We start from the raw sequence: 24,978 nt of genomic DNA, 5'->3' as shown, positions 1-24,978 counted from the left end.
ACAGCCGTCCTTAGCCCGTCCGGGGCCCTGACGTACCGCTCGCCCGGGTCCCGGCGTACCGCTCGTCCGACCGTTCGCCGACGCGTTCGACCGTCCGTCGCACAACCGGGTCCGCCCCCTGTCCGCCGGCCGCGCCCTGCGCTGCCATACGGCCATGACGGCCGGAACCTCACCTCACCCCGGGACGACGACCGCCGAGCACGAGCTGGCCGCGCTCCAGCGCGAGCACGGCGGCCCCCTGTTCGCCCTGCTCTTCAGGCTCTGCGACGGAGACCGGCAGCGCGCCGAGGACCTCGTCCAGGAGACCCTGGTGCGCGCCTGGCAGCATCCGGAGGCGCTGCACGCCGACGGCTACGACTCCGTACGGCCCTGGCTGCTCACCGTGGCCCGGCGGCTCGCGATCGACGCCCGGCGGGCCCGGCAGGCACGTCCGCCCGAGATCGGCGACGAGGTCCCCGAGAACGCGCGGGTGACCGCCGACCACGCCGAACGGGCCGCCGCGATGCTCGACGTCCGGCAGGCTGTGAAGACACTCACGCCGGAACACCGTGACGTGCTGGTACTCGTGTATTTCCGCGGGGCCAGTGTGGCGGAAGCGGCGCAGACCCTGGGGATACCACCCGGTACCGTGAAATCCCGCGCGTACTACGCGCTGCGCGCCCTGCGCCGGGGCCTTCCGGGTTACGCGGCCGACCTGCGGTGAAACCGGGAGCCGGGTCAAGTCTCGGCAAAGCGCCTTGCTGCGGCCCCCGTTCGGGCATGGGCTGTCCTCATCCGCGTTCCGGCGGGGACCGGGGCTGCAGTCCCGACGGGGCTCGGGCGACGCGCACGCACCGGAGGAAGGCAGGAAGGGATGCTGCACAGAGGTCACGAGAGCACGGACGGCGCCGACGGCGGTGAACTGGCCGTTCCGATGGCCTGGTTGTACGCCGAGTACATCGCCGACGAGCTGCTGCGCACCGGCGATCTGATGCCACCCACGTCCTTCGAGTTCCGGGCCGGCCGGGACGCGCTGGCGCTGACCGTCTTCCTGTCCGACACCGACGGGGAGCTGTCCGGCATCCGGGTGATCTCCCAGCTGGAGAACTGGCTGTCACTGACCGCGTACGACCAGCCGTGGCGGGACTGGGTGCGGGAGCGCATGGCCGAGCTGACCGAGCGGGCGGCCGGCTCCGGCACGCCGTGCCCGGACCTGGCGCTGGCGGCGGACGCCTGGCGCTGGCTGGAGGAGACCGAACTGCTCGCCCCCGACCTGGACGCGGTGCCGGGCGGCGGGGCCGTGCTCGGGGAGGACGAGGGGCCGAAGGTGTGGACCCCGGCCTGGCGGCTCGGGCTGCCCCTCGGGCACCTCGCGATCCACCTCTTCTGAACCTTCTGGAATTCACACCAATCCGCGGGCCGGGCCGCTCCGAATCTCCTGTCCGCGATTCTCCGCGCGGCTTGAGTGATTCGGCGGTCGGCTGCGTACGGGTGGGAGCAAGGAGTAACCCTTCCCCCACCCTTCGGCACGAGGATTCGGCATGAGGTCCCTGGAAAGGCATCGCGACGTCGGCGCGTACGCGCTCGGCGTGCTGGACGAGGCGGAGGCCTTCCGCTTCGAGGACCACCTCATGGAGTGCCCTCAGTGCGCGGCACACGTGACCGAATTCGGAGCCACGACCCGGCAGTTGATGCTGTACCGCCGGGCCACGCCGCGCTTCGTGCACCCCATGGCACAGCCCGGCCCCCGGCTGCTGGACCGGCTGCTCGGCGAGCTGGCGCACCAGCGGCGGACGCGGCGCCGCCGGACGCTGTACGGCCTGGCCGCCTCGGTGGTGCTGGCCGTGGCCGGCCCCGGGATCGTGGCGTTCGCCGGGCACACGGACCCGGCCGCGCAGGTCGCCGCGGCGACCGATCCGGACACCGGAGTGTGGGCGCGGGTCACCTCGGCCGAGGAGGACTGGGGCAGCGATCTGCGGCTGGAGGTCAAGGACGGCTCCGGGGCGCACACCTGCCGGCTGGTCGCGGTGGGCCGCGACGGCACGGAACAGGTCGTCGCCGGCTGGACCAACGCGGGTGACGGCACCCGGCCCACCACCGCGATGGGCGCCGCCGCGATGCGGCCGGACCAGATCGCCCGGTTCGAGATCCGCACGACGGACGGAAAACGGCTGGTCACAGTACGGGCACGGTGACGGCTCCGGGACTTGACCGAAGATTCACCTTAGGTAAGCCTTGCCTGAGTTTTTGCTGTGAATCTTCAGGAGCCGTCCGTGTCCGCACGCCCCGAACCCTCCCCGTATCCGCAGACGACCCCCGCGTCGCGACTGGGCCTGTACGACACCTGGTGGACGGTAGGCGCCGCGGCACTGGGCGTCTGCCTGAGCCTCGCGGCCTGCGCCTGGGTCTCCCTCCATCTGCGGGTGGACGCCACCCTGCACACCGCGGCGCTCTTCGTCCACCTCGCCTCCCTGGTGCTCGGCTTCGGCGCCGTCCTGGCCGCCGACTACCACGCCCTGCTGTGGCTGACCGGCCGCTGCTCGCTGACCGACGCCCTGAACGGCACCCACCGGCTGCACGTGCCGATCTGGGCCGGACTCGCCGGGCTGGTGGCCAGCGGCGCCCTCCTCCACCCCGACCTCGGCGCCACCCTCACCCGGGTCAAGCTCGCCCTCGTGCTCGGGCTCACCCTCAACGGCCTCCAGGCCGGACTGCTCGCCCGGCGCATGCGGGCACGGTGGGACGGGTCCGTCGCGCCGCGCCTGCTCGTGTGGGGCGCGACCACGGCTCTGGTGTCCCAGGTGTGCTGGTGGGGAGCGGTGGTCATCGGCTTCCGCAACAGCCGGCACTGAGCACCGGGCTCATTTCAGCAGGCGGGACAGCCGGCGGTCGGCCAGGGGCTTGCCGCCCGTCTGGCAGGTGGGGCAGTACTGGAGCGAGGAGTCGCTGAAGGAGACCTCGCGGATGGTGTCGCCGCACACCGGGCAGGGTTCGCCGGTGCGGCCGTGGACGCGCAGGCCGCTCTTCTTCTCCGCCTTCAGCCGCCCGGCGGCCACGCCCCGGGAGCGCTCGACCGCCTCGGCGAGCGTGTCGCGCAGCGCCGCGTACAGCCGGTGGGTCTCCTCCGGGGTGAGGGAGGCGGCCAGCTTGAACGGCGACATCTTCGCGGCGTGCAGGATCTCGTCGCTGTAGGCGTTGCCGACGCCCGCGATCAGCGACTGGTCGCGCAGGGCGCCCTTCAGCTGCCGCCGTTCGCCCTGGAGCAGGGCGGCGAAGCGGTCCTCGTCGAAGTCCGCGGCGAGCGGATCCGGGCCGAGGCGGGCGATGCCGGGCACCTCCCGCGGGTCCCGGACGACGTACACGGCGAGGCGTTTCTGGGTGCCGGCCTCGGTCAGGTCGAAGCCCTCGCCGGTCTCCAGCGCCACGCGCAGCGCCAGCGGGCCCTTGCCGGGCTTCGGCGGGCCGTCCGGCAGCCGGTCCTTCCACTGGAGCCAGCCCGCGCGGGCCAGATGGGCCACCAGATGCAGCCCGGTGTCCGTCTCGACGTCGAGGAACTTGCCGTGCCGGCGCACGGCCGTCACCTCGGCTCCCTCCACGGCGGTGACCGGCGGGTCGTACGTCTTCAGCACGCTGACGGCCACGGGCAGCACCCGCACCATCCGCCGTCCGACCAGGTGCTCGGTGAGGAAGTCCGTCAGCGCTGCTACCTCGGGCAGTTCGGGCATACGTCCAGAGTGCCATCCGGCACCGACAACGCCCCCGCCGTCACTCCCGGACCGGTGGTTGCGGTGGTCACGGCACCCGGAACTCGCACCACACCGCCTTGCCGCCGCCCCGCGCCTCCACGCCCCAGCTGTCGGAGAGCCGTTCCACGAGGACCAGGCCGCGGCCGGAGACGCCGATCTCGCCCGCGTCGCGGCGCCGGGGCAGGGCGCTGGAGCAGTCCTCCACCTCGATGCGCAGCCTGCGGTCACCGCCGTCCAGGGCCCGCAGGGTGACGATCGCCGAGCCCTCGGTGTGCATCAGCGCGTTGGTGATCAGCTCGCCGGCGACCAGCTCGATCTCGTCGGCGAGGTCGTGGGCGCCCCAGGCGCGGACCGCCGCCTGGATCATGTGCCGGGCCTGGGTGAGCGCCTCCGGGTCGCCGGGCGCCACGTGCTGCCGCAGCCGGCCGCTCGTCCGCGCGGCCTCCGGGCTGCGACGGCGCAGCAGGAGCAGGGCCACGTCGTCGTCGCCGCCCCGCTCCTCGGCCAGCTGGATCAGCCGGTCGGCGAGGTCGCGCACCTCCTGGGGGCCGTCGCAGACCAGGGCCACCAGGCCGCTCATGCCGTCGTCCAGGTCGGCGCCGGGCTGTTCGACCAGCCCGTCGGTGCACAGCAGCAGGGTGTGGCCGGGGTCGAGTTCGAGGGTGGCGACGGGATACTCCAGCCGCCCGAACTCGGCGGACAGGCCGAGCGGCAGCCCGCCCTCGACGCCGACCCGGGCGCAGCTGCCGTCACCGTTGCGCACCAGCGGGTCGATGTGCCCGGCGCGGACCACCTGGACCACTCCGGTGGACAGGTCCGCCTCCGCGTACAGGCAGGTGGCGAAGCGGTCGGTGTCGAGTTCGTGCAGGAAGACGGAGGCGCGGGCCATGACGGTGGCCGGGGGGTGGCCCTCGGCGGCGTAGGCGCGCAGCACGATGCGCAGCTGGCCCATGACGGCCGCCGCGTGCGTGTCGTGGCCCTGGACGTCCCCGATGACCGCGCCGACCCGGCCCCCGGGCAGCGGTATCAGGTCGTACCAGTCGCCGCCGATGTCCCGGCCCAGGGCGGCCGAGCGGTAGCGGACCGCGACGTCGGCGCCCGGGACGCTCGGGATGGTGCGGGGCAGCATGGCCTGCTGGAGGCCCTGGGCGAGGTCCTTCTCCTGCTCGTAGAGCATGGCCCGCATGAGGCTCTGGGCGATGCTGCTGCCCAGCGCGACGAGGACGGCGCGCTCCTCGGCCGAGAAGCCGCGCCGGTCGTCGTAGAGCAGGCCCATCGCGCCGATCGGGCGGGCCTGGGCGATCAGGGGCAGGTAGGCGGCCGAGGTGATGCGCAGGTCGGTGAGGTGCGGCCAGAGGACCGGGTAGCCCTCGGCGAACTCCTCGGGCGATTCGATGAAGCGGGGGCTGAGCGTGCGGACGACCTCGCTCATCGGGTACGGCTCGTCGATCCGGGTGATGCGGGTCCCGGGGACGGAGGCGCCCGCGGGTCCCTCGGCGACCAGCCGGATCCGGCCCGCCTCCACCAGGCCCATCACCAGGCTGGCCGCGCCGAGGTGGCGGATGCCGTGGGTGTCCTTGAGGACGTCGATGACGTCCTGGACGCTGCGGGCGTGGGCGAGCGCCGCGGAGATGACCTGGACGACGCTGGTCTGCTGCCGGAACGCCTCGTCCTGGGCGGCCCGGAGACTGCGGGCCGAGCTGTCGGCGAGTTCCTCGGTGGCGTCGCGGACGATGCCGACGACCCGGCGCGGACGGCCGGTGTCGTCGCGCCGGATGTAGCCCTGGGTGTGCGTCCAGCGCGTGGAGCCGTCGCGGCAGCGGATGCGGAAGTAGGCGCCGTAGTTCTCGCTGCCGTCCTTGATCGCCCGGGCGACCACCGCGTCGAGCCGGGCGGCCTCCGGCGGCGGCACCCGGACGGCCAGGGACTCCGGGCGCCCGTCGTACTCCTCGGGCAGCAGGTCGAACACCTCGAAGGCCTGGGCGTCCATGTGGAACAGACCGACGTCCAGGTCCCAGTCGAAGCTGCCCATGCGGTTGAGCGCGAGGATCGGGTCCGGGTGTGCGGGCCAGTCCTCCGGGAGAGACAGGGCGCTCGCTCCCCGATCGGCCATGGGGCCACCTTGCCAGGAACCGGCCGATTCTTCGACCTGATCGGCGACCTGAGGGGCCGGGGGGTGTCCCGCGCCGCGCCGGGCGCGTGTGCCCGGCGACGGGTGCGGCGGGGGCGCCCGGGAACCGCGCTCAGCTACCGGGCTCGTCCTCGGGGCCGGCAGTGCCGGTCACGCCGGACGCGGTGCCGGACCGGGCGGGGGAAGGGACGTCCGGGACCGGGCCGCCGCTGCCGGGGAGGCCGGCGCCCGGGACGGAGAGGCCCGGATCAGGGACACCGGCGGCGGAGGATCCCGGCTCCGCGGGGTCCACGGAGAGGTCGAGGGAGAGGTCCCGGGCCGGATCGGGGACGGGGGCGGGATCGGGATCGGGGGCGTCCTCGGCGGGCGGCGGCTGCGCCGTCGTCCCGGTGTTCCGGCCCGTGACCCCGCTGCCGCCGTCCGGGGGATCGGTACGGCCGGGCGGGGACGACGGCGTAGCCGACGGGGACGGCGACGCTGACCGGCCGCTCTCGCGGGGAGTGGGACGCCCGGTGTCCGCGGGACCGGACGGAACCGGGCTGGCGGCGGCCCGCGCGGGCGGGGACACGACCCGGTCCCGGCGGACGTCGGGGCCGACCCGGCGCTCGATCCAGGTGCTGCTCCCGGCGTCGACGATGGTGATGCTGCTGACGGTCTGGGGTGCCGGGGCCACCACGATCACCTCGTCCGGTTCGTAGCCGGCCCAGGGGGTGCCGCGGGCCCCGGCGCCGCCGCGGGTCGGCGCGGGCGGCTTGAGCGGGTTGCCGCAGGCGCAGCGGACCCGGGGCACGCCCCGGTCGTCGACCAGCACGGCGGTGCCGGCCTGGAGGACGGCCTGGTAGCGGGCCGCCCGGCGGTCGCGGTAGGCGTGGTTGGTGACGCGGGTGTCGGCGCCCAGGACGACCGGGGTCAGGCCGCGCAGATAGCCGGGGAGCGCCGACCGGGTGACGCCGGCCACCTGGGCGAAGGCGTCGGCCCTGGCCTCGTCCGCCGCCAGGTCGCCGATGTGCCGCTCGACGTCGCAGGCGGCGACACGCGGGGTCCCCCGGTACAGGCCGGGTGTGCCCCCGGACACGGTACGGGCAGCGCGCAGGGGTGCCTCGACTTCGCCGGGCTGGACCCTGGCGGTGCCCCGGGGTGACTCCGGCCGGGAGGCGCCCGTGTCCATGGAGTCCGTGAAGGGGTCGGGCCCCCGGTCGGTGGCGGCCTCCAGGAGGACCAGCTCGCCCGTCCTGGTCTGCTTGACACCGGCGCCCGCGCAGCCCGCGGCGAGGAGCGCCACCGAGAGCGCCCAGGCCGCGACGATGGATCGGGTGGGTATCCGCACCGCACACTCCGCATCACTGTGGGTGATTACGCCCTATTGTTGGCATCGCTCAGGTTTGGCTGGCAACTCGGGGAACGCCGTGACGACAGCGGCGTCGGTGTCGCCGCACAGGAGGGCGCGCACAGCCGTGGACTGGTTCACCGCACCCGACTACTGGCTGAGCCGGCTGGTCTTCCAGCGGGCTCTGGCCGCCGTGTACCTGGTCGCGTTCCTGACGGCGGCCGTGCAGTTCCGGGCCCTGCTGGGCGAGCGCGGGATGCTGCCGATCCCCCGCTACCTGGCCCGGGTGCGGTTCCGGCGCACCCCGAGCCTGTTCCATCTGCACTACTCCGACCGCTTCTTCGCGGCCTGCGCCTGGACGGGCTGCGCGGTCTCGGCGGCCCTGCTCGCCGGGGCGGACTCGCTGCTGCCGCTGTGGGCCGGGATCCTGCTGTGGCTGGTGCCGTGGGCGCTGTACCTGTCGATCGTCAACGTGGGCCAGACGTGGTACGCGTTCGGCTGGGAGTCGCTGCTGCTGGAGACGGGGTTCCTGGCCGCGTTCCTCGGCAACGGCGAGGTCGCGCCGCCGGTCGTCGTACTGTTCCTGCTGCGCTGGATCCTGTTCCGGGTGGAGTTCGGGGCCGGACTGATCAAGATGCGGGGCGACGCCTGCTGGCGGCGGCTGACCTGCCTGGACTACCACCACGAGACCCAGCCGATGCCGGGCCCGCTGAGCTGGTTCTTCCACCGTCTGCCGAAGCCGCTGCACCGGGTGGAGGTGGCCGCCAACCACGTCACCCAGCTGGTGGTACCGGTCCTGCTGTTCACCCCGCAGCCGATCGCCTCGGCCGCCGCCGCGCTGATGATCGTCACCCAGCTGTGGCTGGTGCTCTCCGGCAACTTCTCCTGGCTGAACTGGATCACCATCGTGCTGGCGCTGTCCGCGCTGCGGCTGCCGACGACCGCGCCGCCGGTGCGGCCGGCTCCGCTGTGGTACGAGGTGCTGGTGCTCGCGGTGGCCGCGCTGCTGCTCTTCCTGAGCTACCACCCGGTGGTGAACATGGTCTCCCGACGCCAGGTGATGAACCGCTCCTTCGACCCGCTGCACCTGGTGAACACCTACGGCGCGTTCGGCAGCGTCAGCCGGATCCGTTACGAGGTGGTGGTCGAGGGCACGCTGGACGACACCCCGCACCCGGACTCGGACTGGCGGGAGTACGCCTTCCGGGGCAAGCCCGGCGATCCCCGCCGCTGGCCGCGCCAGTTCGCCCCCTACCATCTGCGCCTGGACTGGCTGATGTGGTTCGCGGCGCTGTCGCCGGCCTACGCCGGGGAGTGGTTCGGCGGCCTGGTGGAACGCCTGCTGGAGAACGACCGGGACACGCTGCGGCTGCTGCGCCGCTCCCCGTTCCCGCCGGACACCCCGCCGCGCTACGTCCGGGCCCGGCTGTTCCGGTACCGGTACACGACCTGGCGGGAGCTGCGGGAGACGGGGGCGTGCTGGGAGCGGACGTTCGTGCGGGAGTACCTGCCGCCGACACGGCTCGCGGGCGCGGTTCAGAGGTCGTAGACGCGGGTCGCGGTGGTCTCGAACAGGGCCGTGCGCTCCGCCTCGCCGAGCCCCGCCGTCACCTCGCGGGTGAGCGTGTGGACGTCGGTGTAGCTCATGGCCAGGGTGCACACCGGCCAGTCCGAGCCGGCCATCAGCCGGGCCGGGCCGAAGGCGTCCAGGGCGATGTCGACGTAGGGGCGCAGGCCGGCGGCGTTCCGGGTGTCCGGGCCGGCCTCGGTGACCAGGCCGGAGACTTTGGCGACGGTGTTGGGGAGGGCGGCGAGGGCCCGCAGGGCGGCGGCCCAGGACGCGGGGTCCCCGGAGGCGATGGGCGGCTTGCCCAGGTGGTCGAGGACGAAGGTGAGCTGGGGCAGGGCCCGGGCCGCCGCCACGCAGGACGGGAGCTGGTGGGGCTGGACCACGAGGTCGTAGACCAGGCCGGCGTCGGCCACGGCGGCCAGGCCGCGCAGGACGTCGGGCCGCAGCAGCCATTCGGGGTCGGGTTCGCCCTGCACCTGGTGCCGGATGCCCTTGAGGTAGGAGCCGCCGGGCAGCGCGCGCAGCCGGTCCAGTTCGTCGGCGATGCCGGGCCGGGTGAGGTCGGTCCAGCCGACGACCCCGGCGATCAGGTCGTGGGCGGCGGCGAGGGCGAGGAACTCGGGGGTCTCCTCGGGCACGGTGATCGTCTGGACGAGGACGGTACGGTCGACGCCGGTGGCGCGGGCCTCGGGTTCCAGGTCCTCGATGGTGAAGTTCCGGCGCAGCGGCTTCAGTTCGGGGCCGCGGATCCAGTCCTGGTCGCGGACGGCCAGGTCCCAGACGTGGTGGTGTGCGTCGACGCTCATGGCAGCTCCCAGACGACGGGCAGGGTGGCGGCGGCGCCCTCGGCGGAGTAGTCGTGCGCCACGTCGAGCAGGTCCGCCATCCGGGCCTGCCAGACCGCGTTGACGGGGAGCCGTTCCAGCTCGGCGAGCAGGCGGGCGTAGTCCGCGCACTCCAGGACGTGGAAGAGGTCGGTCCCGGATCGCCAGATGGTCCAGGAGGTGGCCCCGGCGGCGCGGATGGCGTCGGTGAGGTCCTCCGGGACCGCGCGGTGGGCCGCCTCGTACTCGGCGATCCGGTCCGCGCGGACCTTGGTGTGCAGGGCGACTCTCATGACTCCTCCTTCGGGGGCAGCAGGCCGGTCGCGCGCAGTTCCCGCCAGAAGGAGTCCGGCACCGGCGTCGCGAACTGGTCGGCGCAGTCGTGGACCTCGGCCGCCGAGCGGGCGCCGGCCAGGACGCTCTTCACGGCCGGGTGGGCGGAGCAGAAGGCCAGCGCGGCGGCGCGCAGTGTGGTGCCGTGGCGCTCCGCGACCGCCTTGATCCGCAGCGCCCGTTCCAGCAGCTCCCGTGGCGCCTCGGTGTAGTTGTACGTCGGGTGGTGTTCCGGGTCCGCCAGCAGACCGGAGTTGAAGGCGCCGCCGATGACCACGGACACGCCCCGCCGTACGGCCTCGGGCAGCAGCTCGGTGGCCGCGCTCTGGTCGAGGAGGGTGTACCGGCCCGCGCACAGGACCACGTCGACGTCCGTGTCGCGGACGAACCGGGTCAGCATGCCCGTCTGGTTCATGCCCGCGCCGATGGCGCCCACCACGCCCTCCGAGCGGAGCTTCTCCAGGGCCGGGTAGCCGTCGCGGAAGGCCTCTTCGGCGTGGTCGTCGGGGTCGTGCAGGTAGACGATGTCGACCCGGTCGAGGCCGAGGCGTTCCAGGCTCGCCTCCAGGGTGCGGCGGATGCCGTCGGCGGTGAAGTCCCAGACGCGGCGGTGGGTGGCGGGTACGGCGAAGCCGTTGGCGAGGTCGTCGCCGGTGCCGTCGGCCGGCTCCAGGCGGCGGCCGACCTTGGTGGAGACCGTGTAGTCGGCGCGGTCGTACGCGCGCAGGGCCGCGCCCAGGCGGCGTTCGGACAGGCCGAGGCCGTAGTGGGGCGCGGTGTCGAAGTAGCGGATGCCGCGCTCCCAGGCCGCTCGCACGGCCGCGTGCGCCTGCTCCTCGCCGACCGGCGTGTAGAGGTTGCCGAGGGCGGCGACGCCGAAGCCCAGGGAGGTGACGTCGACGTCGCCGCGGCCGAGGGGGGTCACCGGTCCGCCGCCGGACGCAGCCTGAGGCCCTGCATGCCGCCGTCGACGGCGAGGGCGGTGCCGGTGGTGGCGCCGGAGAGCGGGCTGGCCAAGTAGGCGATGGCGCCCGCTACCTCGGCGGCGGAGACCAGCCGTCCGGTGGGCTGGCGGGCTTCCAGGGCGGCGCGTTCGGCGGCCGGGTCCTCGGCCGCGTCCAGCAGCCGGCCGACCCACGGGGTGTCCGCCGTACCGGGGTTGACGCAGTTGACGCGGATGCCCTCGCGGACGTGGTCGGCGGCCATGGCGAGGGTCAGGGAGTACACGGCCCCCTTGGTGGCGCTGTACAGGGCGCGCTGGGGCAGGCCGGCGGTGGCCGCGATGGAGCAGGTGTTGACGATCGCGGCGCTGCCGGGGCGGGCAGTGGCGGCGCGGCGCAGGTGCGGCAGGCAGGCGCGGGCGGTGCGGACCATGCCGAGCACGTTGACGTCGAAGACGTGCCGCCACTCGGCGTCGTCGTTGTCCTCGACGGTGCCCTGGGCGCCGACGCCCGCGTTGTTCACCAGGATGTCCAGCCCGCCCAGCGCCTCGGCCGCGTTCTGGACGGCCGTGCGCACCGAGGCGTCGTCGGTGACGTCGGCGCGCAGCCCGAGGAGCGGCTTGTCGACCGCGGACGGGTCCAGGTCGAGGACGGCGACCTGGGCGCCGCGGGCGGCGAGGAGGTCGGCGGTGGCCCGGCCGATGCCGGACGCGCCGCCGGTCACCAGGGCCCTGAGTCCCGCGAAGTCGCTCATGCGGCCTGTCCCTTCTGGGTGTCGGGGTCGGCGGCCCAGTAGGTGCCGCCGGGGAACGTGTACCGCACGAGCGACTCCGGGCGCAGGGCGGCGGAGAAGCCGGGTGCGGTGGGTGCCGTGTAGTGGCCGTCGCGGATGACGACCGGGGTGACGAAGTGCTCGTGGAGGTGGTCGACGTACTCGATGACCCGGTCCTCGGTGCTGCCGGAGACGGCCAGGTAGTCGAACATCGACAGGTGCTGGACGAGTTCGCACAGGCCGACCCCGCCCGCGTGCGGGCAGACGGGGACGCCGAACTTGGCGGCGAGGAGCAGGATGGCGAGGTTCTCGTTGACGCCGCCGACGCGGGCCGCGTCGATCTGCACGATGTCGAGGGCGCCGGCCTGGAGCATCTGCTTGAACACGATCCGGTTCTGCACGTGTTCACCGGTGGCGACCTTCACGGGGCCGACCGCGCGGCGGATCGCGGCGTGGCCGAGGACGTCGTCGGGGCTGGTGGGTTCCTCGATCCAGTACGGGCCGAACTCGGCCAGGGCGTTCGTCCAGCGGATCGCCTCGTCCACGTTCCAGCGCTGGTTGGCGTCGATCGCCAGGCGGATCTCCGGTCCGACGACGGCGCGGGCCACCCGGCAGCGGCGGATGTCGTCGTCGAGGTCGGCGCCGACCTTCAGCTTGATCTGCCGGAAGCCGTCGGCGACGGCCTGGGCGGCGAGCCGGCCGAGCTTGTCGTCGTCGTAGCCGAGCCAGCCCGGGGAGGTGGTGTAGGCGGGGAAGCCGCGCTCCAGGAGCCGGGCCCGGCGCTCCTCGGCACCCGCTCTGCCGCGCCTGAGCAGGCCGAGGGCCTCCTCGGGGGTGAGCGCGTCGGTGATGTACCGGAAGTCGATCTGCCGGACCAGCCATTCGGGTTCGGCGTCGGCGAGGAGCTGCCACAGCGGCTTGCCGGCCCGCCGGGCGGCGAGGTCCCAGGCCGCGTTGACGACGGCCCCGATCGCCATGTGCATCACGCCCTTCTCGGGGCCGAGCCAGCGCAGCTGGCTGTCGGCGATCAGGTCCCGGAAGAGCGAGCCGGGGTCGGCGCACAGTTCCTCGACGTCGCGGCCCAGCACATGGCCCCGCAGCGCGTCGATCGCGGCGACCTGGACGTCGTTGCCCCGCCCGATGGTGAAGGTGAATCCGTGTCCCTCCAGCCCGTCGGCGGCGTCGGTGCGCAGGACGACGTAGGCCGCCGAGTAGTCGGGGTCCGGGTTCATCGCGTCGGAGCCGTCCAGCTCGCGGGAGGTGGGGAAGCGGATGTCGTGGGTGTCGACCGCGATGACGCGGGCGGGGACCTGGGACACGGGTGCCCTTTCTGCTGGGAGAAGGTGACGGTTCATCAGTCCTGGGCGCGGCCCGTCGTCACTCGGGCGATCATCAGGGCGACGAGGATGATGCCGCCGTAGATGGCCTGGATCCAGAACGACGGCACCTGGGCGAGGGTGAGCAGGTTCTGCACGACGCCCAGGAGGAGGACGCCGGTCAGGGCGCCGAACATGGTGCCCTTGCCGCCGTCCAGGCTGATGCCGCCGATCACCGCCGCCGCGAACACGGTGAAGATCATGTTTTGGCCCTGGTTGGCGCTGATCGCGCCCACGTAGCCGGTCTGCATGATGCCGCCGACGGAGGCGAGGACACCGGCGACGACGAACACCCCGAGCATCACGCGCTCCACGCGGATGCCCGCGGCGCGGGCGGCCTCCGCGTTGCCGCCGATGGCGTACAGGGCGCGGCCGACGCGGTGGTACTTGAGCACGCCCCCGGCGACGGTGAAGGCGACGGCGGCGAGCCACACCGACAGCGGGATGTTCAGAAAGGTGGTGGTGGCCAGCGAGGAGAAGCTGTCGGGCATGCCGAACAGGGTCTTGCCCTTGGTGGCGCCCACCAGCAGCCCGCGCAGCACGATGAGCATGGCCAGCGTCACGATGAACGCGTTCAGCCTGAACTTCACGACCAGGACGCCGTTGAAGGCGCCGACGGCAGCGCCCGCGACGAGGACCGCGAGCAGGGCGACCGGCGCCGGGAACCCGGTGCCCCACCCGGACTGCGCCGCGGGCAGGACGAGGAGCGCCCCGACGGCCGGCGCGATGCCGACGACCGACTCCAGGGACAGGTCGAACTTGCCGGTGATGAGCACCAGCGACTCGGCGAGCACCACCATGGCGAGGGCGGCCGAGGCGCCCAGGATCGAGATCAGGTTGCGCTCGGTGAGGAACGAGTCGTTGACCACCGCGCCCAGCACCATGAGCAGCAGCAGTGCCGGTACGAGGGCGAGTTCGCGGGCGCGGCGGAGCAGCACGGCCCGGGCGGCCCGCTGGTCGGGGAGGCGGGGCGAGGTGAGCGGCGGGGCCTTGGTGTCAGCCATGGTCCACTCCTTCGATGGAGGCGATCAGCTCGTGGTCGCGCCAGCCGGCCGGGTGCTCGGCGACGATGCGGCCGTGGAAGAGGACGAGGACGCGGTCGCAGCGGCGCAGGTCGTCGAGTTCGTCGGAGACGACGAGCACGGCCGTGCCGTCCTCGCGGGCACTGTCCACGCGCGCCAGCAGGGACTCCTTGGACTTCACGTCGACGCCCGCCGTGGGGTTGATCAGGACGAGCAGGCGGGGCTCGGAGGCCAGGGCGCGGGCCATGACGACCTTCTGCGCGTTGCCGCCGGACAGGTCGGAGACGGGCTGTGCGGGGCCCTCGGTGTGGATGTCGAGGCGCTCGATCAGGTCGGTGGCGAAGCCGCGTCTGCGGTCGGTGCCGACGAAGCCGAAGCGGCCGAGCCGGTCCAGGACGCTGAGGGTGGTGTTGTCGCCGACGGTCATGCCGGGGACCAGACCCTGCTCGTGCCGGTCGCGGGGCACGCAGCCGACGCCCGCGTCCAGCGCCGCCCGCACGTCGCCGAACGGCAGCGGCTCTCCTTCGAGCAGCGCCGTTCCGCCGGCCGGCGTGTGCAGTCCGGCGAGGGTCTCGGCCAGCTCGGTCTTGCCGCTGCCGCTGATCCCGGCGAGTCCCACGACCTCACCGCTGCGGACGGTGAGGTCGATGCCCTCGTACGCGGTGGAGGTCAGGCCGCGTACGTCGAGCACGACCGGGGCCGTGTCGGGCACGGTGGCGCGGGCCCGCGCGTGCTCGGTGACCGACTCCCCCGCCATGGCCTCCACCAGCGCGGCCCTGGGCAGCTCGGCGACGGGGGCCGTCGTGATCCAGCGGGCGTCGCGCAGCACGGTGACGGTCTGGCAGACCTCGTACACCTCCTGGAGGTGGTGGGAGATGAACAGGAAGGTCACTCCGGAGTCCTGGAGCGCCCGCATCCTGCTGAACAGCCGCTCGATCTCCCGGTTGTCGAGCTGCGCGGTGGGTTCGTCCAGCACGATGAACCGGGCGCCGAAGCTCAGCGCGCGGGCGATCTCGACCATCTGGCGGTCCTCGACCTTGAGGTCGGCGGTCCGGGCCTCCGGGTCGACGTGGACGTCCCAGGTGGCGAGGAGGTCGGCGGCCTCGGTGCGCAGCCGCCGCCAGCTGATCCACCCCCGGGCCCGTGGCTGCCGGTTGAGGAAGAGGTTCTCCGCGACGGTCAGCTCCGGCACGACCGTGGGCTTCTGGTAGACGCAGGCGACCTTGCGGCGCCAGGCGTCCCGGTCGGCGAGCGGCGGTGCGGGCTCGCCGTCGAAGCGGACGCTGCCCGCGTCCGGGGCCTGGAGGCCGGTGAGGATGTTCACCAGGGTGGACTTGCCGGCGCCGTTGCGGCCGACGAGGGCGTGGGACTCGCCGGGCAGCACGGTGAGCCGGCCGTCGGCGAGGGCGACGGTGGGGCCGTACCGCTTGACGACGCCCTGTGCTTCGGCCAGGGGTGTGGTGCCCAGGGATGGGGTGGGCACCGGACCCTGGCTCTGCGGACCGTGGCTCATCGGACCGAGTTGCCCCACAGCTTGGGGTCGTCGACGTTGTCCTTGGTGACCAGCGGGGCGGGCAGCTGGTCCTCCAGGATGCCGCTGGGCAGCTTGACGATGGTGGAGTCGTGGTCGGTCGGGCCGGGCTTGAACGTCTTCCCCTCCATCGCCGCCTTGATGTAGTACAGGCCGTACTTGGCGTAGGCGTCGGCCGGCTGGGAGACGGTGGCGTCGATCTGGCCCTTGCGGATGGCCTCGTACTCCTGCGGGATGCCGTCGTTGGAGACGATCGCGATGTGCCCCTTCTGCCCGGCCGGTTTGAGCATGTTCTTCGACTTCAGGGTCTGCAGGGTCGGGGCGAGGTAGACACCGCCCGCCTGGAGGTAGATCCCCTTGATGTCGGGGTTGGCGTTGAGGAGGGTGTCGAGCTTGGCGGCGGCGGTGTCGGACTCCCACTTGGCGGGGATCTCCAGCACCTTGAGCTTCGGGTACTTCTCCTTCACGCAGGACCGGAACGCCTCGGAGCGGTCGCGGCCGTTGACCGAGGCCAGGTCGCCCATGATCTGCACGACCTTGCCGCTGTCCACGTGCTGCCCGAGGTAGTCGCAGGCCTTCTTGCCGTAGGCGACGTTGTCGGCGCGCACCACCATGGCGACCTTGCCCTTGTCGGGCGCCACGTCCACGGCGACCACCGGCACGCCCTTGCGTTCGGCCTGGTCGAGGCCGGCCTGGATGGCGGCGCTGTCCAGCGGGGCGACGACGAGTCCCTTGACGCCCTGGGTGAGTTCGTTGTCGATGTCGGTGATCTGCTGCGAGGGATCGCTGTTGGAGTTGACCGTCTTCAGCACCTCGACGCCCTCGGACTTGGCCATCTTGGGCACGTAGTCGTTGTACGACTGCCAGAACGGCGAGGTCAGCAGCGGCAGGATCACGCCGACCTTGCCGGTGCCGCCGCTGCCCGCGCTCGCGGTGTCCTTGGTGCTGCCGCAGGCGGCGAGCACGAGCGAGACGCCGACGGCCAGGGCCGCCGCGCCGGTGATCCGGGACCTGCTGCGTTTGCTCACTGTGCTGGCGGGCATGTCGCGGCTCCTCGTCGAGGGGGTTCGAGCAGACGACCGCATACTTATCAGACCACTCAGCCGACGGAACACCCTCGTGCAGCGAAAATTCCGGCTGTAGACGCGTAGTGGTCGGACCACTCGGCTGGCTAGACTGCGACGCACCCGGTGACTGGAGGAGTGGCGTGGACGAGGCAGCCCCGCAGAAGGGCACGGTGACCCAGCGCGCCATCGAGGAGATCAAGGCGATGATCGCCGAGGGCCGGCTGGAGCCGGGCCAGCGGCTGCCCACCGAGCGGGAACTCGCGGCCCAGCTGGGCATCTCGCGCAGTTCCATGCGGGAGGCGATCCGCGCCCTGACGGTCATGGGCGTCCTGGAGGCACGGCACGGCTCCGGGATCTACGTCACTGCACTGGAGGCCGGCGACCTGCTGGAGACCTTCGGGGTGGTCGCCGACCTGTCCCGGGGCCCGCGCCTGGTGGAACTCCTGGAGGTGCGCCGGATCCTGGAGTCGACGGCGACCGCACTGGCCGCCGCACGCATCACCGACGACCAACTGGCCGCCGTGGAGAAGCACGTGGCGGCGATGAACGCCACCGACGACCCCGAGGAGATCCTCGCCCACGACCTCGCCTTCCACCGCGAGATCGCCTCCGCGGCCGGCAACGAGACCATGGCCGCCATTCTGGAGGGCCTGTCCTCGCGCACCTTCCGCGCCCGCGTCTGGCGCGGCTACCAGGAGGAGGGCGCCTTCGCCCGCACCCGCCGCGAACACGCCGCCATCCACCGCGCCCTCGCCGCCCACGATCCCGAAGCGGCCCGGGCGGCGGCGGCGGCCCACGTGGGCGAGGTGGAGGAGTGGCTGCGGGCCCAGCTGGGCGGCTAGCCCGCGCCCCCGCTGCGCTCGGGCCCTCCTGCCGCCGGAGGGTCACCGGCGGCAGGGCGCGCGGGCGTACGGTGATCCGGGCCGCCGTCGCTCCCGGCGGGTGGCTCCCCGCGGTTACCGGGGACTACCAGGGGTGGGTCACGGTCACGGGTGCAGAGGCGTTGTACAGCTCCCCCACCGCGCGCACCTCGAAGCGTGCGGCCGTCTCCCCTTGTTCGGGCCGCTGGCCGGCGACGAAGTAGGCGCGCTGGCCGGTGGCGCCGAGGAAGCGGCGGGTGCCGTCGGCAAGGAGGCGGTGGAGGGTGTAGTGGCGGACGGCGCCGGGGGCCGCGGTCCAGGCGAGGCGGAGGTCGCCGCCGTTCGCGGCGGTGACACGGGCGCCGGAGGGGGCGGCGGGGGTGGTGACGGCGTCCCGCACGGCCAGGCCGCCCAGGCGCCAGCGCACCGGACCCTCGGTCGCGGTGAGCCGGACGCCGAGCGCGTGGACGGTGCCGGAAAGACCGGTGAGCGGTACGGTCACGGTCTGCCAGCCGTTGACGGACCGCACCCGGACTCCCTTGTTGACGGAGTTCACAGCCAGGTATGTGTACGGCGGTATCGCACCCGGTGCGCTCGGTTCGGCCGTCGCCACCGCCGGCTCGACCTTCACGTTCCCGGACTCGCTCCGGTACGTCAGCTCGACCACCGTGTTCACACCGATCGGCAGCCGCGTCGCGTACAGGTCCACCACGACTGGTTGATCGAGTTCACCAGCGACCAGCACACTGCTTCCGCCCCGCCAGGCGTCGGCGAAGTCGAAGGAGACGGCCGGCCGCTCCCCCGCCGTGCGGACCGCCCACCGTCGCGACGGCAACCGGTCCTGGAGCCCGAGGTGGTTCCAGGGGGCCGGCGAGGCGACGGCCCCCTCCTCGTACCACCGCAGCCCATGCCCCGTGTTGAACACGCTCGCGAACGGCATCGAGGTCACCGTCGAGCGGTCCGCCACGGACACCGCCGGCGCCCGCCACGGATCGCTCGCGTCGGGCCGCGACGGATCCAGCGACCGCCCGGTCCAGAACCGGTCGTCGGCCGCGTGGAAATCCTCCGGGGCGCGCTGGTCGGCGGGCAAGTGGTTGCGGGTCCACTCGGGCCGGTAGAAGCCGATCGAGGTGATGTGCGGTGTGCCGGTCGGCACGATCGCGTCCCAGTCCACCGACGTACCGGACCCGTTCGACTCGACGTCGACGCCCGCCCACAACGCGTAGCGGCTGCGCCCCAGCCGGTCGGCCTGCGTGCCGGAGGCGGCGAGCGTGGCCGCGCTCCAGCGGAAGTCCACGAACATGTCGTCGGCGGCCTGGAAGAACGCCTGGTTCTGGCTGTTCAGGGCGCCCTGCCAGCTGACCGTGCCGTTCACGGTCATCGCGTCGTACCAGGTCACCCGTTGCCCCTTGGCCGCCGCGAGCGCCTTCAGCTCCTTGACGAAGCCCAGCATGGCCGTGCCCAGCGCGGTGTTGCCGCCGCTGGTCTCGGCGTTGACGAACCAGCCGTCGAAGCCGTACGCCGCCGCGACCGCGACGAGTTGCACGGCGAGCGGGTAGTGGCCGGTGGCGTCCTTCTGCACCAGGTCGCGGGTCCACTGGAGTTGTCCGCCGTAGGCCACCGGGGGCAGGAAGATGTTGCCGAGGACGGGCACGCCGTGCCGGTGGGCCGCGTCCACGACGGGGGCGTTCGGCGCGAGGATCAGGCCCTCGCCGGCCGAGCCGCCCCAGAACACCAGCTCGTCGATGTACGCCCAGTGGGTCAGGGCGTAGTAGTCGGCCGTGGCCGAGCCCTGGGAGGGGTTGGCGGAGGTGGGGCCGAAGGAGACGAGGGCCTGGACACGGGCCTGTCCGGAGCGGGCGGTGGTGTTCGCCGGGGTCGGGGTGAAGCGGGCGGCGAGCGGTATGGAGGCGGCGTTGAAGGCGAGGTCGGGGTCGTCGGCGGCGCGCCAGCTCTTCAGGCTGCGCCAGGTGATGCCGGGGCCGGGGCTGCCGGCGGGCAGCGAGTCCGGGTACCAGTAGGAGGCGTACGGCGGGGTCGCGGCGGTGGCGCGCGGGGCCGCCTGCGCGGGCAGCGCGGGGGTCAGCGCGGCGGCGCCGGCGGCGATCAGGACCGTGCGTCTGGTGGGGTTCACGAGCGGGGGCCTCCATGGGGGGACGGGACGTACCTGCTGTGACGACTGCGCCGTGACATCGTTGTCGGGCCCTTCGGCGGAAGTCAATGAGGGTGCACGGCCTCTCGACGTACGGCCCCCTGAACGGGCACAGTTCTCCCTGCCCGCCTTCCGTACCCATGAGTAACGAGGAGCGCCCGTGAGCAGCTGGGCCGGCCGCAGTGCCGCCGAGATCGCCGCCGCCGTCCGCGACAAGCGGGTGACGCCGAGGGAGGTGGTGGCCGGGCACCTCGCGCGCATCGAGCGGCTCGACGGCCGGATCGGGGCGTTCCGGAAGGTCCGGGCGGAGGCGGCGCTCGCCGAGGCAGACGCGCTGGCGTCCCGCGCCGATCTGACCGAACTTCCCCTGGCCGGCGTGCCGTTGGCGGTCAAGGACAATCTGTCGGTGCGCGGCGAGGCGTGCCGCAACGGCTCCGCCGCCACCCCGGACGCCCCGGCCGCCGAGGACCATGTGACGGTGGCCCGGCTGCGGGCGGCGGGCGCGGTGGTCGTCGGGCTGACGAACGTGCCCGAACTGTGCGTCTTCGGCACCACGGAGGGCCCGTACGGCATCGCCCGCAATCCGTGGGACCCCTCCCGCACGGCGGGCGGCTCCTCCGGGGGCAGCGCGGCGGCCGTGGCCGCGGGGCTCGTGCCGCTCGCGCTGGGCAACGACGGGATGGGCTCCCTGCGCATCCCGGCCGCGAACTGCGGTCTGGTCACGCTGAAGCCGGGGCACGGGGTGGTGCCGGCGGGGATCGGCGACGGCGACTGGTTCGGCATGTCGGAGAACGGCCCGCTGGCCACGACGGTCGAGGACCTGCGGCTGATGCTGGCCGTCCTCGCGGACACGGAGTTCGAACGGCCGGGGGAAGGGACCCGCCGGAAGATCGCCGTCGGCTTGCGCAGTCCGCTCGCGGGGGTGAGCGTGAGCCGTTCGTATACGACCGCGGTCCGGCAGGCGGCCGGGGTGCTGGCCCGGGCGGGGCATCAGGTGCGGCGGGCCGAGCCGCCGTACCCGCTCTCCCTGGGGGTGACCGCGCTCCAGCACTGGACGGCGGGCACGGCGGTGGACGCCCAGGGCCTGGACCGGGCGCGACTGGCCCGCCGGACCCGGGTCCACGCGGCCGTGGGCCGCCGGTTCGTCCGGCAGGTCCGCACCGGCGCGGCGCGCGAGCGGCTGCGGGCCCGGCTGACGCCGTTCCTCACCGAGTACGACGTGCTGCTCACCCCGGCCCTCGCCCGCCGCTCCCCGCAGGCCGGGCCGTGGCACGAGCGCGGCTGGCTGCGCAACGTCCTGGCCAACACCGCCTACTCGCCCTTCACCCCGCCGTGGAACCTGACCGGCTGGCCCGCGATGTCCGTGCCGGCCGGGAGCCTGCCCTCGGGCGCCCCCTGCGCCGTACAGCTCGTGGGGCGGCCGGGCACGGAGGCGGTGCTGCTGGAGCTGGCGCGGGAGTTGGAGGAACTGAGCCCGTGGCGGCGGACGGCACCGGTGGCGGAGCCGGACGAGGGGCCGGCGCCCGACAGGTGACACCCGGCGGACCGGACCGACGGGCGTGTCCGGGAGGCGGGACGGGGGATGCGCGGCCGGTGTCCGAGCGACGACACGGGACGCGCGTCCGGTGTCCGAGGGGCGGGAGGCCGGATGCGGCCGGTGGCCGGCCGCTGCCTGTCCGGTCCGCGTGGGCGTGCGTCTGTCACGCCCACGCGGGCGGCGATCGCGAGGGGACCGACCCGGGGGTCAGTCCACGCTCGGCAGGATGTGGGGCTCGGCGAGGTCGTCCTCGTACCCCGCGAGGCGGATCGGGGCGGACCGGGCCCACACGTCGAGGCTGCCGAGTTCTCCGGGCCGGCGGCCCGCGCGCTCCGTGTGCTCCTCGGGGCGCTGCTCGCGATTCGTCTTCTCCGGTGTCACCGCGCACTCCTTATGTGTCGGGTCACCCTCGGGGCGTACCGGACAGTCTGCGCTCCGGCTCTGGACGCCCGCTCGGGTCTGGATGGAAGGCCAGTTCGGACGCGGTGGCGCCGGTTCCTCTGTCAGAGCAGGCCGTTGTCCGGCGGCTCGCCCCAGGACGGACGGTGGGTGTGGGTGGAACCCCGTGCTGGTGTCCGTCGGCTCCAGGTTAACCAAATGAGCGGGCATCCGCTCGATAGGGAGTGCAAACAAGCTGTAACCGATATGCTTCCGACCGCTCCTCAATACCCCCTAATATGGGGCCTTTTGAAACAAGCCGCTCACTCGGACGACGCGGCGAATCACCCGTGTGGCCTACAGCGGCGAACACCTCTTCAAGTCCCGTTGGCCCGGCGGCAAGCTCGTCATGGTGTGCTGGCGCCGCAACGGCTGTCTCGCGGAAGGGCTGACGCATGGAGCTGCGCAGTGTCGAGGAGCTGATGGACCTGCTGCACGCCGGACGGCCCCGGCACGCGCTGCGGACCGCGGCGCTGCTGCGCCGCAGCCGTCCCGCCGACAAGGAGCTCCAGGTGGCCGGGCTGGTGCGGGGCATCGGGCCGGTGCTCTGCCCCGGCGAGGAGGAGGACCGGGCGCGCAGCGCGGCCGAGGCGGTGCGCGCCCTGCTCGGGGAGCGGGTGTTCCGGCTGGTCCGCGGGGACACAGTGGACCCGGCGGACCCGGTGGACCCGGCCGACGACGACGCGCTGCGGCTGCGCCAGGCCGTCGAGGAGGGCCGTACGGCCGGCTTCGACGCGGGCGTGCTGGAGGACTGGCGCACGGTGCTGGAACTGGTGGCGGCCCGCCACGCGCGGCTCGGCGCGGTCGACTGAGGACACGGCAGCCGCCGCGGCCCACGCGCCGCGCCGCCGCGGTTCACGCCGGGGCGCCACCGTGCGGCGGCACCGCGCCTTCGTCTACCACTTGCCGGGTGCGTAGTCCTTCAGGAAGACGCCGTACAGGTCCTCGCCCGCCTCGCCCCGCACGACCGGGTCGTAGACGCGGGCGGCGCCGTCGACCAGGTCGAGCGGTGCGTGGAAGCCGGCCTCGGCGAGGCGCAGCTTGTCGTAATGGGGGCGCTCGTCGGTGATCCAGCCGGTGTCGACCGAGGTCATGAGGATGCGGTCGGTCTCGAACATCTCGTGGGCGCTGGTCCGCGTCACCATGTTCATCGCGGCCTTGGCCGCGTTGGTGTTCGGGTGGCCCGCGCCCTTGTAGCCCCGGCTGAAGACGCCCTCCATGGCCGAGACGTTCACGACGTACGCCCGTCCGCTCGCCGCCTTCCTGGCGGCGTCCGCCATCGCCGGGCGGAGCTTGCTGATCAGGATGAACGGCGCCGTGTAGTTGCACAGCTGGGTCTCCAGCAGCTCCACCGGGGAGATCTGCTCGATGGTCTGCACCCAGGTGTTGGAGTCCACGACGTCGGGAAGCAGGCCGCCCGCGTCGATGGCGGTGCCGTCGAGGTGCCGGGCGACGCTGGCGTTGCCCGCGACCAGGGCGAGGTCGGCGACCTTCTGCGCGTCGAGGCCGCTGGTGCCGGCGGGCAGCGCGGCCAGGCCGTCGACCGCGCCGGAGTTGAAGGCTCCGATGACGTGGTGGGCGGGCAGCTCGCCGGCGGGCAGCGGGGCGCTCTCGCCCTCGACCAGGGCGGCGTAGGCGGAGGGCAGGCGGCGAACGGTCTGCGTGGCGTTGTTGATCAGGATGTCCAGCGGGCCGCCCTCGGCGACCTGGTCGGCCAGCGCGACGACCTGGCCGGGGTCGCGCAGGTCGATGCCGACGACCTCCAGGCGGTGGATCCAGTCCGCCGAGTCCTCCATCGCCTTGAAGCGGCGGATGGCGTCCTTGGGGAAGCGCGTGGTGATGGTGGTGTGCGCACCGTCACGGAGCAGGCGCAGCGCGATGTACATGCCGATCTTGGCCCGGCCGCCGGTGAGCAGGGCGCGCTTGCCCGTGAGGTCGGCCCGGGCGTCCCGCTTGGCGCGGTTCTCGGCGGCGCACTTCTGGCAGAGCTGGTGGTAGAAGTAGTCGACCTCGACGTAGCGCTGCTTGCAGATGTAGCAGGAGCGCGGGCGCTGGAGTATGCCCGCGATCCGGCCGGCCTCGACCTTGGAGGAGGGCAGGATGCCCTCGGTCTCGTCGTCGATGCGCTCGGCAGAGCCGGTGGCGGTGGCCTCGGTGACGGCGCGGTCGTGGGCGGTCTTGGCGGCCCGGCGCTCCTGGCGGCGGCGCTGCTTCACCGTCCGGTAGATGTGCGAGGTGGCACGGCGGACCGCGATCGCGTCGGGGTGGTCGACGTCGAGCCGGTCCAGTTCCTCCAGCACGCTGAGGCAGACGGCCAGCCGCTCCGGGTCGATACCGGGCCCGTAGACCGCCTCGTCCATGGCGGCGTCCGTGGGCACGTCCATCGCCGCCGAGCCGTCGTCTGTCACCGTCATCGCGCTGCCGCTTCCCTGGTCACCCGCGCAGCGCTCCGACTCGCGCCCGCTTTCGAACAGCGAATTTTACGGAGCCGGGCCCGGGGCACCAAACCGCTGCGCTGAGCGATCACGGCGGGAGGGCGGGTCGGCTCCCGTGGAGGTACGCGCGTTCGGCGGGACGGCCCGGCCGCCGGGTCCCGACGGAACGGCCGCCGACCGGGGGCGAGCGCGGGATGCCTCCGGCGGGGGGCGAGCGCGGGATGCCTCCGGCGGGGCGGGCACGGGATGCCTGCGGCGGGGGCGGGCACGGCGGGATGCCTGCGGCGGGGGCTGAAGGGCGGTCGCCCACGAGACGGCTGCGGCACACGGGACGGGATGACGGCGACCAGGGCGGGACGCCTGCGGCGGGAGCGGGCACGGCGGGATGGCTGCGGCGGGAGCGGAAGGGCGGTCGCCCACGAGACGGCTGCGGCACACGGGACGGGACTGTGGCGTCCCGGGCGGACCGGTGCGGCCCATGACGATGGGCGGCGCCCCTGGCGGGAGGGCTGCGGATCATCCAGCCGATGCGGCAGCCGTGGGGCACCATTGCGGCCCACAGCAATGCGCGGCACCCCGACGGAACAGCTGCGGAACACCGACCGCAGCAGCAGCCCGGGCGGAACATCCCGGCCTACGGCAATACGCCGCACCGCCAGCGGAACAGCTGGGGCTCACGGACCGGGGCGGACCGGTGCGGCCCACGGCGAAGGGCGGCGCCCCTCGTGGGACGGAATGCGGATCACCCAGCCGGGGCGGCGGCCGGGGCAGGACACCTCGGCCCACAGCAATACGCCGCGCCCCCTGCCGAACAGCTGCGGAACGGCAGCCGGGGTGGGACGTCGCCGTCGCCGCCCCGGGCCGTGCCCGCGGCCGGAAGGAAACCGCTGCCGCGACCGCACGGGCCACGGCGGGCCTCACCCGCGGCACCGGCGGC

22 protein-coding genes are annotated in these 24,978 nt (G+C 73.5%); 8 read left to right on the top strand and 14 right to left on the bottom strand.

The features are described from left to right. Window positions 1-154: 154 nt before the first annotated feature. The 4 genes from ABZV94_RS24545 (at window position 155) to ABZV94_RS24530 (ending at window position 2,831) form a co-directional block, all read left to right on the top strand. Window positions 155-703 carry a sigma-70 family RNA polymerase sigma factor gene (locus tag ABZV94_RS24545; protein WP_356343675.1) on the top strand — a complete coding sequence of 183 codons (549 nt, stop codon included), beginning with the start codon at window positions 155-157 and terminating at the stop codon, window positions 701-703. Between the two features lie 150 nt (window positions 704-853). Then, the gene (locus tag ABZV94_RS24540) at window positions 854-1,369 is read left to right on the top strand and encodes a hypothetical protein (RefSeq protein WP_356343673.1); all 516 of its coding nucleotides are present in this window, start codon (window positions 854-856) and stop codon (window positions 1,367-1,369) included. Between the two features lie 151 nt (window positions 1,370-1,520). Then, window positions 1,521-2,174 carry a zf-HC2 domain-containing protein gene (locus ABZV94_RS24535; RefSeq protein ID WP_356343671.1) on the top strand — a complete coding sequence of 218 codons (654 nt, stop codon included), beginning with the start codon at window positions 1,521-1,523 and terminating at the stop codon, window positions 2,172-2,174. Between the two features lie 78 nt (window positions 2,175-2,252). Further along, a complete protein-coding gene (locus ABZV94_RS24530; protein WP_356343669.1) occupies window positions 2,253-2,831 on the top strand; it encodes a hypothetical protein in 579 nt (192 codons plus the stop codon). Window positions 2,832-2,840: 9 nt separating this feature from the next. On the opposite strand, the gene ABZV94_RS24525 is transcribed toward ABZV94_RS24530, so the two are convergent. From ABZV94_RS24525 to ABZV94_RS24515, 3 genes are all read right to left on the bottom strand, one after another. Beyond that, window positions 2,841-3,704, bottom strand: a complete 864-nt coding sequence (locus ABZV94_RS24525; RefSeq protein WP_356343667.1) for a DNA-formamidopyrimidine glycosylase family protein — start codon at window positions 3,702-3,704, stop codon at window positions 2,841-2,843. A gap of 67 nt (window positions 3,705-3,771) precedes the next feature. Beyond that, window positions 3,772-5,838 carry a SpoIIE family protein phosphatase gene (locus ABZV94_RS24520; protein WP_356343665.1) on the bottom strand — a complete coding sequence of 689 codons (2,067 nt, stop codon included), beginning with the start codon at window positions 5,836-5,838 and terminating at the stop codon, window positions 3,772-3,774. A 130-nt stretch (window positions 5,839-5,968) separates the two neighbouring features. Continuing rightward, a complete protein-coding gene (locus ABZV94_RS24515) occupies window positions 5,969-7,183 on the bottom strand; it encodes a DUF6777 domain-containing protein (protein WP_356343663.1) in 1,215 nt (404 codons plus the stop codon). A gap of 127 nt (window positions 7,184-7,310) precedes the next feature. Between ABZV94_RS24515 and ABZV94_RS24510 the strand changes: the two genes are divergently transcribed. Then, window positions 7,311-8,732, top strand: a complete 1,422-nt coding sequence (locus ABZV94_RS24510) for a lipase maturation factor family protein (RefSeq protein WP_356343661.1) — start codon at window positions 7,311-7,313, stop codon at window positions 8,730-8,732. Here ABZV94_RS24510 and ABZV94_RS24505 read toward each other — a convergent pair. From ABZV94_RS24505 to ABZV94_RS24470, 8 genes are read right to left on the bottom strand one after another with little or no spacing between them, the layout of a single operon-like run. Beyond that, window positions 8,720-9,559, bottom strand: a complete 840-nt coding sequence (locus ABZV94_RS24505) for an amidohydrolase family protein (RefSeq protein ID WP_356343658.1) — start codon at window positions 9,557-9,559, stop codon at window positions 8,720-8,722. The two genes, ABZV94_RS24510 and ABZV94_RS24505, sit on opposite strands and share 13 nt — an antisense overlap. After that, complete coding sequence (locus ABZV94_RS24500) at window positions 9,556-9,870, bottom strand: L-rhamnose mutarotase (protein WP_356343656.1); 315 nt, start codon at window positions 9,868-9,870, stop codon at window positions 9,556-9,558. The genes ABZV94_RS24505 and ABZV94_RS24500 overlap by 4 nt, the downstream gene beginning before the upstream one ends. Beyond that, complete coding sequence (locus tag ABZV94_RS24495; protein WP_356343654.1) at window positions 9,867-10,835, bottom strand: aldo/keto reductase; 969 nt, start codon at window positions 10,833-10,835, stop codon at window positions 9,867-9,869. The genes ABZV94_RS24500 and ABZV94_RS24495 overlap by 4 nt, the downstream gene beginning before the upstream one ends. Next, window positions 10,832-11,605: an SDR family oxidoreductase gene (locus tag ABZV94_RS24490; RefSeq protein ID WP_356343651.1), complete on the bottom strand. Its 774-nt coding sequence runs from the start codon at window positions 11,603-11,605 to the stop codon at window positions 10,832-10,834. Before ABZV94_RS24490 ends, ABZV94_RS24495 begins: the two co-directional genes overlap by 4 nt. After that, window positions 11,602-12,942: an L-fuconate dehydratase gene (locus ABZV94_RS24485; RefSeq protein WP_356343649.1), complete on the bottom strand. Its 1,341-nt coding sequence runs from the start codon at window positions 12,940-12,942 to the stop codon at window positions 11,602-11,604. The genes ABZV94_RS24490 and ABZV94_RS24485 overlap by 4 nt, the downstream gene beginning before the upstream one ends. A 35-nt stretch (window positions 12,943-12,977) precedes the next feature. Next, the gene (locus ABZV94_RS24480) at window positions 12,978-14,003 is read right to left on the bottom strand and encodes an ABC transporter permease (protein WP_356343647.1); all 1,026 of its coding nucleotides are present in this window, start codon (window positions 14,001-14,003) and stop codon (window positions 12,978-12,980) included. Then, entirely contained in the window at window positions 13,996-15,534 is a 1,539-nt protein-coding gene (locus ABZV94_RS24475; protein ID WP_356343644.1) for a sugar ABC transporter ATP-binding protein, read from the bottom strand. Before ABZV94_RS24475 ends, ABZV94_RS24480 begins: the two co-directional genes overlap by 8 nt. Then, window positions 15,531-16,595 (bottom strand): sugar ABC transporter substrate-binding protein, encoded by a 1,065-nt coding sequence (locus ABZV94_RS24470; RefSeq protein ID WP_356343642.1) that lies wholly within the window; start codon window positions 16,593-16,595, stop codon window positions 15,531-15,533. The genes ABZV94_RS24475 and ABZV94_RS24470 overlap by 4 nt, the downstream gene beginning before the upstream one ends. 164 nt (window positions 16,596-16,759) lie before the next feature. Here ABZV94_RS24470 and ABZV94_RS24465 point away from each other — a divergent pair, with 164 nt between their 5' ends. After that, window positions 16,760-17,461, top strand: coding sequence for a FadR/GntR family transcriptional regulator (locus ABZV94_RS24465; protein ID WP_356343639.1), 702 nt, complete (start codon window positions 16,760-16,762; stop codon window positions 17,459-17,461). Window positions 17,462-17,585: 124 nt separating this feature from the next. Here the strand turns inward: ABZV94_RS24465 and ABZV94_RS24460 are convergent, their stop codons facing one another. Next, the gene (locus tag ABZV94_RS24460; protein ID WP_356343637.1) at window positions 17,586-19,613 is read right to left on the bottom strand and encodes an endo-beta-N-acetylglucosaminidase; all 2,028 of its coding nucleotides are present in this window, start codon (window positions 19,611-19,613) and stop codon (window positions 17,586-17,588) included. A gap of 178 nt (window positions 19,614-19,791) precedes the next feature. On the opposite strand from ABZV94_RS24460, the gene ABZV94_RS24455 reads away from it, so the two are divergent. Next, on the top strand, window positions 19,792-21,165 hold the full coding sequence (locus ABZV94_RS24455) for an amidase (protein WP_356343635.1): 1,374 nt from the start codon (window positions 19,792-19,794) through the stop codon (window positions 21,163-21,165). A 210-nt stretch (window positions 21,166-21,375) separates the two neighbouring features. Here the strand turns inward: ABZV94_RS24455 and ABZV94_RS24450 are convergent, their stop codons facing one another. After that, the gene (locus ABZV94_RS24450) at window positions 21,376-21,549 is read right to left on the bottom strand and encodes a hypothetical protein (protein ID WP_356343634.1); all 174 of its coding nucleotides are present in this window, start codon (window positions 21,547-21,549) and stop codon (window positions 21,376-21,378) included. A gap of 452 nt (window positions 21,550-22,001) precedes the next feature. On the opposite strand from ABZV94_RS24450, the gene ABZV94_RS24445 reads away from it, so the two are divergent. Next, window positions 22,002-22,418, top strand: a complete 417-nt coding sequence (locus ABZV94_RS24445) for a hypothetical protein (RefSeq protein WP_356343632.1) — start codon at window positions 22,002-22,004, stop codon at window positions 22,416-22,418. Window positions 22,419-22,502: 84 nt separating this feature from the next. Here ABZV94_RS24445 and ABZV94_RS24440 read toward each other — a convergent pair whose 3' ends face one another. Then, window positions 22,503-24,020, bottom strand: coding sequence for an SDR family NAD(P)-dependent oxidoreductase (locus ABZV94_RS24440; protein ID WP_356343630.1), 1,518 nt, complete (start codon window positions 24,018-24,020; stop codon window positions 22,503-22,505). Window positions 24,021-24,978 lie beyond the last annotated feature (958 nt).

The sequence above is a fragment of the Streptomyces sp. NPDC004658 genome (assembly GCF_040609555.1).
Lineage (GTDB): Bacteria > Actinomycetota > Actinomycetes > Streptomycetales > Streptomycetaceae > Streptomyces.
The sequence above is the reverse complement of the archived record's forward strand: the minus strand, read 5'-3'. Positions and strand labels throughout refer to the sequence as shown.

Coding starts and splice junctions, on each gene's coding strand:
- ABZV94_RS24475 (WP_356343644.1), bottom strand. CDS start 15,534: ATGAGCCACGGTCCGCAGAGCCAGGGTCCGGTGCCCACCCCATCCCTG.
- ABZV94_RS24500 (WP_356343656.1), bottom strand. CDS start 9,870: ATGAGAGTCGCCCTGCACACCAAGGTCCGCGCGGACCGGATCGCCGAG.
- ABZV94_RS24535 (WP_356343671.1), top strand. CDS start 1,521: ATGAGGTCCCTGGAAAGGCATCGCGACGTCGGCGCGTACGCGCTCGGC.
- ABZV94_RS24490 (WP_356343651.1), bottom strand. CDS start 11,605: ATGAGCGACTTCGCGGGACTCAGGGCCCTGGTGACCGGCGGCGCGTCC.
- ABZV94_RS24445 (WP_356343632.1), top strand. CDS start 22,002: ATGGAGCTGCGCAGTGTCGAGGAGCTGATGGACCTGCTGCACGCCGGA.
- ABZV94_RS24520 (WP_356343665.1), bottom strand. CDS start 5,838: ATGGCCGATCGGGGAGCGAGCGCCCTGTCTCTCCCGGAGGACTGGCCC.
- ABZV94_RS24545 (WP_356343675.1), top strand. CDS start 155: ATGACGGCCGGAACCTCACCTCACCCCGGGACGACGACCGCCGAGCAC.
- ABZV94_RS24525 (WP_356343667.1), bottom strand. CDS start 3,704: ATGCCCGAACTGCCCGAGGTAGCAGCGCTGACGGACTTCCTCACCGAG.
- ABZV94_RS24505 (WP_356343658.1), bottom strand. CDS start 9,559: ATGAGCGTCGACGCACACCACCACGTCTGGGACCTGGCCGTCCGCGAC.
- ABZV94_RS24440 (WP_356343630.1), bottom strand. CDS start 24,020: ATGACGGTGACAGACGACGGCTCGGCGGCGATGGACGTGCCCACGGAC.
- ABZV94_RS24540 (WP_356343673.1), top strand. CDS start 854: ATGCTGCACAGAGGTCACGAGAGCACGGACGGCGCCGACGGCGGTGAA.
- ABZV94_RS24480 (WP_356343647.1), bottom strand. CDS start 14,003: ATGGCTGACACCAAGGCCCCGCCGCTCACCTCGCCCCGCCTCCCCGAC.
- ABZV94_RS24470 (WP_356343642.1), bottom strand. CDS start 16,595: ATGCCCGCCAGCACAGTGAGCAAACGCAGCAGGTCCCGGATCACCGGC.